This is a genomic window from Desulfopila aestuarii DSM 18488 (assembly GCF_900143695.1).
In the GTDB taxonomy this organism is placed as follows: Bacteria; Desulfobacterota; Desulfobulbia; order Desulfobulbales; family Desulfocapsaceae; genus Desulfopila; species Desulfopila aestuarii.
This window is the reverse complement of record NZ_FRFE01000028.1, coordinates 50,541-62,297: the sequence shown is the minus strand read 5'-3', so window position 1 is coordinate 62,297 and position 11,757 is coordinate 50,541. Positions and strand designations below refer to the sequence as shown.

11 protein-coding genes are annotated in these 11,757 nt (G+C 42.7%); 10 read left to right on the top strand and 1 reads right to left on the bottom strand.

Annotation, left to right across the window (positions count from 1 at the left end; translation table 11 throughout):
- From BUF15_RS20755 to BUF15_RS20745, 3 genes are all read left to right on the top strand, one after another.
- A partial coding sequence (locus tag BUF15_RS20755) for a transposase (protein WP_143170809.1) occupies positions 1–324 on the top strand: 324 nt, incomplete at its 5' end.
- Positions 325–695: 371 nt separating this feature from the next.
- On the top strand, positions 696–962 hold the full coding sequence (locus BUF15_RS20750) for a hypothetical protein (RefSeq protein WP_073615636.1): 267 nt from the start codon (positions 696–698) through the stop codon (positions 960–962).
- Between the two features lie 875 nt (positions 963–1,837).
- A complete protein-coding gene (locus BUF15_RS20745; RefSeq protein ID WP_073615635.1) occupies positions 1,838–3,850 on the top strand; it encodes an N-6 DNA methylase in 2,013 nt (670 codons plus the stop codon).
- Positions 3,851–3,963: 113 nt separating this feature from the next.
- On the opposite strand, the gene BUF15_RS20740 is transcribed toward BUF15_RS20745, so the two are convergent.
- Positions 3,964–4,605 (bottom strand): MamI family restriction endonuclease, encoded by a 642-nt coding sequence (locus tag BUF15_RS20740; protein ID WP_073615634.1) that lies wholly within the window; start codon positions 4,603–4,605, stop codon positions 3,964–3,966.
- Between the two features lie 220 nt (positions 4,606–4,825).
- Between BUF15_RS20740 and BUF15_RS20735 the strand changes: the two genes are divergently transcribed.
- From BUF15_RS20735 to BUF15_RS20710, 7 genes are all read left to right on the top strand, one after another.
- A complete protein-coding gene (locus BUF15_RS20735) occupies positions 4,826–5,710 on the top strand; it encodes a hypothetical protein (RefSeq protein ID WP_073615633.1) in 885 nt (294 codons plus the stop codon).
- A gap of 72 nt (positions 5,711–5,782) precedes the next feature.
- Positions 5,783–6,571 (top strand): hypothetical protein, encoded by a 789-nt coding sequence (locus BUF15_RS20730; RefSeq protein WP_143170808.1) that lies wholly within the window; start codon positions 5,783–5,785, stop codon positions 6,569–6,571.
- Positions 6,572–7,026: 455 nt separating this feature from the next.
- Positions 7,027–7,149: a hypothetical protein gene (locus tag BUF15_RS28130; RefSeq protein WP_268753212.1), complete on the top strand. Its 123-nt coding sequence runs from the start codon at positions 7,027–7,029 to the stop codon at positions 7,147–7,149.
- Positions 7,150–7,849: 700 nt separating this feature from the next.
- Positions 7,850–8,005 carry a hypothetical protein gene (locus BUF15_RS27185; protein ID WP_159441342.1) on the top strand — a complete coding sequence of 52 codons (156 nt, stop codon included), beginning with the start codon at positions 7,850–7,852 and terminating at the stop codon, positions 8,003–8,005.
- 133 nt (positions 8,006–8,138) lie between these two features.
- Entirely contained in the window at positions 8,139–8,816 is a 678-nt protein-coding gene (locus BUF15_RS20720) for a hypothetical protein (RefSeq protein WP_073615630.1), read from the top strand.
- A gap of 70 nt (positions 8,817–8,886) precedes the next feature.
- A complete protein-coding gene (locus tag BUF15_RS20715; RefSeq protein WP_073615629.1) occupies positions 8,887–10,908 on the top strand; it encodes an AAA family ATPase in 2,022 nt (673 codons plus the stop codon).
- A 493-nt stretch (positions 10,909–11,401) separates the two neighbouring features.
- Positions 11,402–11,740: a hypothetical protein gene (locus BUF15_RS20710; RefSeq protein ID WP_073615628.1), complete on the top strand. Its 339-nt coding sequence runs from the start codon at positions 11,402–11,404 to the stop codon at positions 11,738–11,740.
- Positions 11,741–11,757 lie beyond the last annotated feature (17 nt).

The following is an 11,757-nucleotide window of genomic DNA, read 5'->3' as shown; positions in this document are numbered from 1 at the left end:
AAGCTCAAAGCTTCTGAAGTGGCGGCCATTTACAAAGAACGATGGAAAATCGAACTGTTCTTCAAATGGATCAAACAAAATCTCAAGGTGAAAACTTTCCTCGGTACTTCAGAAAATGCCGTGTTGACGCAGCTTTGGATTGCCTTGTGTCTTTACCTTCTGCTGGCTTATTTGAAGTTCGTAGCCAAGCTGGGCTTATCGCTTTCAGGTATTTTACGACTATTACAACTAAATCTGTTCGACCGTCGCTCAATGACCGATTTGTTTAAGCCCCCTGACAATTCGCAACCAATTAAATCTCCACAGCTTTTATTATGGAATTAACTGTGAGACAGCAGTGACAGAAGACATTACAGAAGAGTGAATGGATAAAACTCTGTACAATTGTGGTTGATTGTGAGCAAGCGTCCCTTGTACAGATTTTAGACGATAGCTTGCTTGAAGGACTTCAGATAATGCCTATTTCCTGGGCACCCATTCTAAAAGAAAGTCGCCCGGAGATTGCTTATTCACATATTTCACCAATATTAACATGCATCTATTCATTCAGCACAAGAGTCACAATGGAAATGGCATGTCTCATGCTACGTCATAAAGAGATTTCTGTTATTACAGAAGTACTTTGTGAGGTGGTCATTCAAGGCTGCAAAATAGAGACATCGTATATTCTCATAAATGACTGAGGGAGAAATGCCATGAGAAAAAAAATCGTTCTTACAGTAATCGCCGGCTTGGCTCTAATGCTTGCTGGGGTAAATGCTGGTTTAGCAAAGGGTTCCGAAAAGCACAGTACCAATAACCGAACCCAAATAAAGGACAGCAGCTCGCATGAGTCAGGACACCATGACAGCATCAATTCGGGCCGTGACTTCGGCCAGCATGTAAAAGAAATGAACGATAACTTTTCAGGTGATCACAATCCCGGCAAACACCACAAAGGGTATTCAGGATTGAAAGACTGATATTATGATTTGATTACGTATATTTCCTGACAAGACGTAACCACAACACCTGGATTCAAGCACAGGCCTGCCAATATCATCCTGATATTACATGGAAATTAATACCATCAATAGATTTCTTCAAAAGGACAAGAGGAAGGACAACCTGAGCAAAAAAAAGCACTTACAGCAAAGTAGCTGTAAGTGCTTGTATCTAAATGGTGCCGGGACCAGGAATCGAACCAGGGACACACGGATTTTCTTCTGTTCCGTGGGGGCAGTGGGGTTCGATGTTTGCCTTCATTAATTTCCAGAATTCGTATACCTTTGTATCGGTCTTCAATTCCCTATACCATATGGCCGCATTTTCTTAATAAGTGTACAACGTTATGCACCAATTGTAGTCTATGCAGCCAGTATGTACAGTCAAATTCCTTATTAAATAAAGTGGTGGTGGCAGCAAGTTAAATCTTTCATAGCCGCCCAATGTTATGTATTTGTTTTTGCTCACCATATCACATTAAAAAACTCGGCAAATGCTCCAACCAACTAACATCCAATGTACTAACCGAAATCATTCACCACGTTTTGCCATCCTAATGAGTGTCTATACTTTGAACATTTTCTTCAAGTTACGCCACCCTCGACAATCCTAGAACTTCAAGCCCTTTCGGTCTTTTTTTGAAACGACTCAACAACCAAATGTTGACACGATTGTAATCTTATTTTAGATATTCATCTTGACGCGGTTGATCGGTAGATGCTAAATCGGTCGATTCAGCTTGGCTATTGATTAGCCTTAGATTTACCATTTGATCTCAACCACGACATCTGTATTATACTTTAGCGCTTGTCACTGCGGATCCTAACAAACCACTTACAGGAAAAATGATTTTATGCTTTTATTAGAAAAGTTCAATGAAGGCCTCCATGAAATGAGAGAATTATTCCATGGCACAGGCAGGCTAGAAGATTCAAATTCAAAGCTGGATGAAATAACAAAACTTTTGTGTTTAGAAATAGTATCAGCCCAGGATGACAATACAAAGGTGCCAAGCTTATCAGAAATCTTGAATCAAAACACGAAAGACTCATTGGTTGAATCATTAAACAATGCTTTACTTGTCGCGGCAAATAGCAAGCTCCTAACCAATTACGATGGCGATTCTTTACTAGGACAAAATCCTAAATTCAATTTATCAACAAGCGAGGGTGCACTTGCTCAAGGACTTGTAAAGATTGTTATCGATTCCTTCAATGGATATTTGAGAAAAAATAGAGACAAGGCTACTTTTGATTTTTTAAACGAAGCCTTTGGACATTTTATCAGAGAAAATTTCAGACAAAATATCGAAGACGCTCAATACATGACCCCGCATGAAGCAGTTTGCTTCATGGTTAATATTGGTTATCAACGTGTTCTAGAAAGAAATTTCAGCAGAGATTACCAACCCGTGATCTGTGACCCATCATGTGGAGTTGGATCCTTCTTGGCTCAATTTTACAGAAAATGGGCTATCGATAATAAACGAACTCCTCCATTACTTATAGGTCAAGACAAAGTTGACAGAATGGCAAGGCTTAGCATTTTAAACCTTGCGCTGTTCGGCATCAACGACTCCAAAATATTTAGAGGAAACTCACTAATCCCTCAATCCCCCCTTGATGACTACAATGAGGGGTGTGATCTAATACTCACCAATCCACCTTTTGGCGCCAGATTTGATTGCTTCTCTCTTTCTGGTCATAGCTCCACGTTCTTTCCATTTCTTAATAAATACATAACTCAAAAAGGGGATTTTGTTGACTCAGAGATGTTGTTTCTTGATCGATACCTAAGCCTACTAAAACCAGGAGGGACTGTTCTCGCTGTGTTGCCTGACTCTGTAATCTCCTCTTTGGGACTACCAAATATTTTAAGAGAAAATATTCACAGGAATTGGCAAGTTCGCTCAATCACAGAATTACCTGCTGTAACTTTTGCTCAAGCTGGCACACGCACTAAAACCTGCATCCTAGAGATAAGAAAAGCTGAACCGTCTTTGACCAATTTTGTGTATATGGGATATGCAAAGTCTTTAGGCTTCGAGGTATCTTCTAAAAAGGGTGTACCCTATAAGAAGTTGGAGGGCAACAACGATTTAGTTCGAATCGAAGATGCATTCCTTATAAGCGATGAAAATAAATTCAAAAAGACTTTTAACATACTGGCCTCTGACCCATCTGTCGTAGCCATACCCTATACCACATTAATAAATGAAGGTTGGACCCCATCGCACTATTCAGCTGACAGATTAAGCACAATAGAAGAAATAAGAAATTTGTCTGAAAGTCAAGAGTTTACACTCATGACACTGGATGAAATATCAAGCGTTGTAACCAAAACGAGAAGAGGAATTCCCAAAACAGAGAACAGCAAGTGTATAAGTGTTCTACATGTGGGGGATTTTGGTTCACTGAATGTCCGGGAGTTCTTAGAATATAAACCTAAAACTAGCGGAAGATTCTGTACCACTGGAGATATTTTATTCTCAAAAATAAATCCAAGGATTCCACGTTGCATAGTGGTTCCAGACCTACCTCATAACCTTACCTGCTCAACCGAATTTGAGGTTTTACAACCGAAAGCCGGGTTCAGCTCGCATGAGATAATGTTATTATTGCTTTCTGAAAATGCTCAAAAACAAATCCAGTCTTTGACCTCCGGAACATCATCATCTCATAATAGGATAAAAACCAAGGAACTCCTTGCAATCAAATTCGCAATCCCAAAAATTGGTACTCAGGCGAGGAAAGAATATGAAAGATCCGTTGAAAGATTTACCGAAGCTCATAAAAATTTAAATTATGCGAATTTAAAACTTTTCGAAAATTGGGAAGACATTAACAGGCTATTTCAGTCTAAATAATACGAAAACCATAGGTGTTACTGATCAGGATACACCTATTTTAAAGTTTTGATTTCCACGGCATCCTATCATGTAGGATGCCGTAGTATTAAATTCGTCAAATGGACAAGAGGTTAATTGGCAATTACTTTACAACAGCCTCTAGTCAGCATCGTTGGATCTGCCAATTTAACGCTATACTTTCCATTTGATGCATGGGCTTCGAATAGCAATGGATACTCCAGCACCCCGCAATTGTTTCTAAAAACATTGTGGTCCAAATTACGAGGAGGATGTAACTGAAAATTGTCGCTCCTAATAGTACCTGCAGCTCGTTGCCGATACCACAAATCAGCCATATCCCTAAACCTCTGATCATATTGTGTTCGAACAACCCATATCCTACATCTCTCTTTTTTTGTTTTTTCGGTCACATCCCACATAACAAAAAAGAGATATGGCATTTTATCCAATGAAGCTAAAGAATTAGCAACATCTGCTTGTGTTCCTGCTTTAATACATCCATTAAAACGTGGTGTATCGATAGCATCCCAACAGTTAGCCGCTTTTACATCTGAGCCGTCTTCTAGATCGGGTCCTTTTTTACGTTCGTAACCTCCTATTCCTGTCAAAGCACTGACAATGATCTGAGACCACCCCCTTGTGTCTGTAGGGTGAGGATGCTTGAATTTATCAGCAAAAGCTTTGACGTTAGCATACGCCTCGTAGTGAAGCTGCAGTAAATACAATACTTCTTCTAAATTTTTCTCTGTCATCTCACGCTCCTAGAATTATTTATCATTCCGGAACATCATACATCTATCTCTTTTGTATTGCCAGGTAGTTTTTTAGATCGAAAGCAATCCCCCAGGGGTGTTTTGCCGTTACGAGCAAAACGCCCAACCTTTTCCGCCTGAGGAAAAGCGCAAACCCTACATACGTTGCGGATGTAGATTTGCGTTTTGACACAAGTGTCAAAACAGGAGGCACCGGCCGATGACCAGGACAGCCTGCATATACGCCAGAATTCAGAGTCAAAAGACATCTTCTTCACGTCATATCAAATACTTACTTGACGGCCACGGAACAGATAAACCGGAGGCCCTATTCTGGACCAAGGGTATACCAAAGGCGAAGGCAACTGCCGATGGTTTGCCGTCAGTGTGGGCAGCGATTGATCGACAATGGCGGCGGGAGAAAGCCAGCGGTGGCACTGTGGCGGCGCACAGCCGAGTGACCTACATGCAATCTTTGATCACCATGCCGAACGACATCACCGCGAGCGAGCGGCACAGCCTTGCAAAACAAATCCTGAGAATGTTTGGGCAGAAACACCCTGTTACCATCGTTGCACACGATCTTGGCACCAGCGGGCTTCCCAATAAGCATCTACATGTGGCCTACTCATACCGTAGGTTCGGTTATGGACCGGTGGACAGAGAACTACAGCAAGGCTTTGAAAAGAACCTGAAGGCGTTGCTGGAGAGACAATACCGAAAATACGGGTTCAAGATCGTAAAGAACATGGAGTCGCTCCAAGTGAAACACAAACCCCAGCCGCTCATGCGAGTGCTACTTAAAAAACATGGCCGCGAAAGGATGAGAAACCCGACCTATTTGACCAGGGTAGTATTACCGCAACTAAAAGCTGAAGTGGAGAAGTGCAGGCGGGTGTATGCAGAGGAGGTTTCAGACACCAATGCTGTATATCTCAGAGCCGCCGAGTCCTCCGTCGCCTGGCTCATCAAGGAAATTCATAAAGCGCAATGCCTGAAACAGACTCCCAGGGTCCCTAATAGACCTCACACGTCTGCTGGGTCTCCATTTGATGATCTATATAGGTCACTAACCAGAATAGCACCACGGAGGCAAATACGATAATCAGGAGGAATTACCATGAGGCATAATCTTGACATACCAGCAATCATAGGTCCACGACAACGAGTACCGTCATTGACATTTGTTGCCAACCAGAAAAAGCTAATCCAGTTTATTGAGAACAACGCCCAGCTACTTGCCGACTTTCTCAATGTCTCCCGGCTGCCAGCGGAAGGACTTACACAGTACCTGGATCACGATTTCCTTGGGTCACTTTCCCGTTTTGGTGCTGAACATCGAAGTCACCAGATCATACAAGAGGCCAGTGATAGAGTGTGGTCACAACACCTAAAACCGAAACTGATTGCTGCCATCCATGATGACATTATTGACCAGGCGATCACTTACACCCATGAACAACACATTCATGAAGTGCCCTTTGAGGAAGGCCGCGAATCCCGTACACGGCTGATGGAACTTGTTGCCGATGTCCTAACGCCGGAGAAAATAGCAAGACATCCGATCCCATTCACTATCGCACCAACATATCGACTGGTGCAGGAGGATCTGCAACCTTACCTGAACCAATTATTCACCGAGACCGTACGTGATATTTTTTCCGTCCTTCACAATCTTGAGGCTCCGCTTGTGGATGTCTTATATAAGTTCTATTTCAATGATATTGTACCAACGAAATTCTCTCTGGACATGCTGGAACGATACCAGCAGGGCACATGCGAGGTGAGCGACATCGTATCCTGGGCATTGTCCCGACCAGATTATTGGCTGCAAGAACTTTTAGCAATTGCAAACCGGGCCATCGACCGCGATCCGAGCATTTCGGCAGATGAGAAACTCACTAGAAAAGCTGCTTGTTACCAGTTATTAAAAGCAATCTTCCTAGTTGAAAAAGCAGATGCATAAACACAATCTACCCTCATGCATCGATAGTGTTGCAACAATCGCAAAAATGGCGATCACACTAGCTGATATCGCCAGCCATTGTAATTTTTACTCCTCCATGACTATCTTTACATTATCTTTTATAAGTCTAAATCTGACTTGCAATTTTTCTGCACATTATTTTGCATTACACAATAGGTTTTCGGCTCTTTGACGCGAGCCCTGCACCATCTCAGATCTGCAACACTCTACCACCTGCCTTCTGGCTCCTGCCTCCTTCTGTTTAGAAAAGATCTACCCGCAGCACTCTTCCGAAAAAATATTTTTCCAAAATATTTCATGCACTTAAACAATTCCTAACACATATTAGACGCCGTTTTGTGCGATTTGCGCAGAGATCAGAAAAGCTTCTCGACAGCAAGAGAGGAAGGCGAAAGATTGGCTTTTGCCTTTCAACCTCACCAAGGAGCGTACATATGGGTTTACAACAAAAAACCGAAGATATAGGCATCGACAAAGATAGGCTGGCCGACAATCTGAGGCGAAATCGACCGCTGCATGTCGATCATAGCTTAATGCCATTTTACACTCTCATCTAATCCACGGAAGGAATCTATATGAGATCCGTTTTAGAGTCTGTCGAATTTGGAAAAGAAGGACCCAGTGTTGTCCTTACTGGCATTCCAGCCGTCGGAACATCATGTGCGTTGGATACAGGCGCATTTTCGGAAGGCAGCCATACTACTCTAGGATGCAAGAGCATAGATGGGGGTAATGCCGAGTTCCTCCAACCCAAAGGCGACCTTGCGTCAAGACTGTCCCTCAGCAAGTGGGGGGGGGTTGCGGCACCGGAAAAGCCTGGCGTGAGTCAAAAAACGTTATCTATTATTTGTCTTCTTACGAGAAAGGGGATGTGGTCGCTAGGCTTCGAATCAGTTGTAAGATACTGCAGCAGTTTCAGGCTTACTTGAGCTTGTTTACAACAAACAATGTGGCCTTATGGAAAGTCTTTACGAAACTTTCATTCTCCATAAATGGCACATACCCTGTCATCACCTTTGAGCTTGATGGGTTTGTGGACATGAGCAATATGAGAAAACTGAGCGGAATACGTTCAATCAGAGGAAGGAAAGAAGAATACAGATGCAACTTAATAATTTTGGCTGTGCTCGCGACATTCAAATAGACGAATAAATAATTCGGTCTAAGAGAAAATGAAAACAACGAATTCAAAGGAGGTGATTCGAAATGGTTAATCTATGAAGTCGTAATATAAAAAAATCAACCATAAGGGAGCTTATGAAAACGAAAACCATAATGGCTCTGATCAAAAACCCGGAGGGCCGTCTCTATGAGATGGGATATAGCATCGCACAAAGCTATCTTGCCGATGCCCACTGGGACGACTTTGAGCTGATCGAACAGCATTATCTAGAAAGCAGGTGGGCTGAGTAGCGACGCCAATCACTTTACTCAGCCCATTAATGAATCCATTCCAGAAGGATACTGGTTCTTATATACTACACAACAAGGCTATAAGTACATCATTATCCTTCTGGAGTAAAAAAAATTCTCCAGGAGATATTCTATGGAAAAGACACAACTACAAGCCCTTCTTGCCACTGTAGAAAATCACGAAAAATACAAGGACTTAGACGCTTTAAATGGTTCTTTAAGGGGCTACAGCAGCCCGGCATCACTACTTATTCAGGATGGAAAATTCTACCTGAAAAAAAACTCTACGTCTCCGCTAGTAGAGCTTGGCGATGAGATTATGGTCTCAATTTTTGCGGGTATTCCTGCTATAGGGCTGTCAAGGGCGTTTTTTGCAAATGGGTATTCAGGAGGGCAGACGCGACCTGACTGTTTTAGTCCCGACGGTATAACTGCTGCCAGTTCAAACCCTGTATCAGCTTCATGCCGCTCTTGTCCCAACTCTCAATGGGGTAGTGGCGCCAACAGCGTCGGTACGGCTTGTCGAGCAAGCAAAAACCTTATCCTTCTTCTGCTGAAAGACGAAGAAGAACCGGATCTGGTTACCTTACGGATCAGCGGCAAATCTATCACTAATCTCCAGCGTTATGTCTCTCAATTTGAGGAACAGAGTGTTGCTGTATATAAATTTGCGACCAACCTCACTCTTGACCACGGCAGTAAATATCCTGTCGTTGAGTTCGAGGTCGTAAATATCTTCGTTCCGGAAGAACTTAAGGAGCTGAAGAGGTTTCTCGATTTACCGGAAGTCCAAGAGCATCTTAATCGCTAGCACCTACATCTAATACTCCCAGGACGGCTTTAGCCGTCCTGGGGCGTCTGTTACATAAGGAGATTCTCTTATGACTCTATTGCTACGCTCAAAAATTGAATCCAAAAAAAACAATGACAATAACTCAACATTTCTACATGTTAGGGCGTACAGAAAGATTGGCTTACACCCAATCCCCTTGCTTGCAGGTGAAAAACGACCGGCAGTGACAGCTTGGCAGCATCTTGACCATGGCCCATACCAGTTCCATGAGAACAATAATTGTGGTTTGCTCACAGGTATACCAACCCCGATAGGGCATTTTTGTGTTATTGATTTGGACCTTGCTGGGAATGATCCAGTCAGTTCAGCCTTACGAAGAGCAATTATCAGCACATTTGAGGTAGAGTTTGGTCCTTCATTAATGGTTGATACTGGCGGCAATCATCGTGGCCGTCACATTTGGGTGTTTCTTGATGAACCGATAACCCAGAAAGTGCAGGTAGGAATCGACCTGCACCATCTGGACAGTAAAGGACATTATGGCATTGAAATCCTATGTCAGGGTGGCCACGGAGGCTATAACGCCGTAGCCCCACCTTCGTTTGTACTGGATCTTTATAGATTTGTAGATAATATCGATTTGGAAAATTTAGGAGATCACATCCGCAAGGTCCAGAAATCTGAGCTATTGAAGTTCATTGACAGTAAAATGGTCAAGATTCTTTTAGCCTTGGGCACAATATCTTCAATTTTGTACAAATCTTACAGGGATAAGGATATCGACGGAGAATTAATCGATTACGCTTTGGCCCATTACGTTATCGGTGTCCTGAACTTACAAGATGAATCTTTGTGGCACCTCGCCTTTGAGATGGCTTTTGGCGGTAACTATGGACATGACAGAACGGCTTATCTGCTTGAACGAACCATTCAAAGGTTGGAAGAAGGGTCCGAAATGATAGGGATGGGGTCGGTGGTCGAAAAACTTGAAACCGAATCTCAAAAACTTCTTTTACAATCTTTAGAAAGGATTGAAACACTCTGTGGTGTGCGAGCAGAAATCACGCCCCAACGTGTCAATCTTGAAGATGTCACTTCCGAGCAGGAAAAACCGGATCACTCAAACTCAACCTCAACCTCTCCTTCGTCAATGTTTTTATTCGAAGACGATATGCAAATCGTGGAACGAGAAGAATGGTTGATTCCTAATGTAGTTCCAGCTTGCAAATTTATTTTGATGCATGGACCTGCCGGCAATGGCAAAACAACTGCTTCCGTGTTGATCGCCGACCGGGTAATTACTGAAACTGGATTACCCGTTATCTATCTAAATTTAGAAGGTAAAGCCGGTGACATCAACGAGAAAAGGCAATTGATGACAATACAGCCAGAACTGTTTCGGGTTGTACGTCCTGCCACACAGTTTTCTCTATATAACGAGAAACACCTGCATGAGCTTTTGGTTTTCCTTAACAACATCAATGCAATCGGCAAGCCCGCTGCAATGGTCATTATTGATTCGTTGCTTGCTGCAACCGCTGGGGATCTCAATCAGGGTGCAGTTGGCGGTGCAGCAATGTTTTTTAACACGGTCACCGCCACGCTTGGTTGTACTGTTTTACTGCTTCATCACAACAACAAGGGTGAAGGCAAGGGGCAAGCGCGGATCTTTGGGTCTGCCCTGATCCCTGGTGCAGCGGTAATGACATGGGAGATTAAAGAGATGGATGACTGCTATTTTGCAAGAAAGCTTGTAGTATCCAAGAGCAACCTGCGTGCCATGCAAGTTGGTGACGAAATTATCGTTGGCCAGTACCCTGGCTCCGCACCTGTTCTCTTTAGGTCTGAAGGAGGTTATGAAACAGATAAAGCATCCATGACCCAAGTTGATCGGTGCCGGGACATTTTGCTGGAACAATTGATTGATGGCAGAGAACGACTGGCCGATGACGTAAGGGCCGCATTTGCCGACCATGACTTCACGGAGTCCACTATATCAAGAGCCTCGAAACAACTATGTATTGTCAAAAAGCAGGTCGACGGCAAACGGTACTGGTCCATTCCAAAAGGATCTCTTCTTTCCCGGCTTTGTAGAGCCGGAAAAGCATAACACGCGGCCTATATCTTTGATGAAAAGTGCTTTAATATTTTACATCGATGACACACACAGCTCTACATGTGGGTGTTGTTGTTGAAAGGTGCTTTACTGTATCTAGCTTTGAAATGTGTAAAAAGGGTGAAATGTATAATAAATTTAATATATTATATTTATTATACATTTCACCCTTTTCACATTTTTAATAGACCTTTAAGTCTTGATGATAAAGCACACTTTTCGCACTTTTCATCATTTTCATAAAGAAACACCACGCCACATGTAGTTGGAGTACATTTCATCAGCAACAGAGTAAGCCTGTGTCATGACCATTTTCCTGCTGTTTACTCTGCATAGTGGAGTGCCTATCGGTACACTTTAATCCTGCGATGTTCAATCTTTTCCTTACTGAAGATAAAACAAAAAAAGGCTTTCTTACAATACAAGCTTACACATTTGTAATCCGTGCCAGGTCTCAACAAGATGAATTTAGACAAGGGAGACAGATATGCTAGAAAGTATAATTGCCGAAATGAGGGTGTTTTTGAATCAGCATGTTCATCATGAAATAAATAAACAACACATCGAATCTGAATTCAATCATGCAAGCGAAATCGCCTCGCAAATAGCCAGAGCCTGTGAATACTCATTAAACGACGTCGAGGCTTGGAAATCAGTATCTAACTGGTACACTGTTTCTGCGGAGTTAGCTGACGTACTTCAAAAAGATGCTGAGGAAATCATTTTTGAAACACCGTACGGATTCGTATGGGGTCACATTCGACAAGACGCGGTTTGCCCGCACCTATTGAAACATATGAGAGAGCTCATCATGCCCAGCATGTGATCGGTATTTTCCGTTCA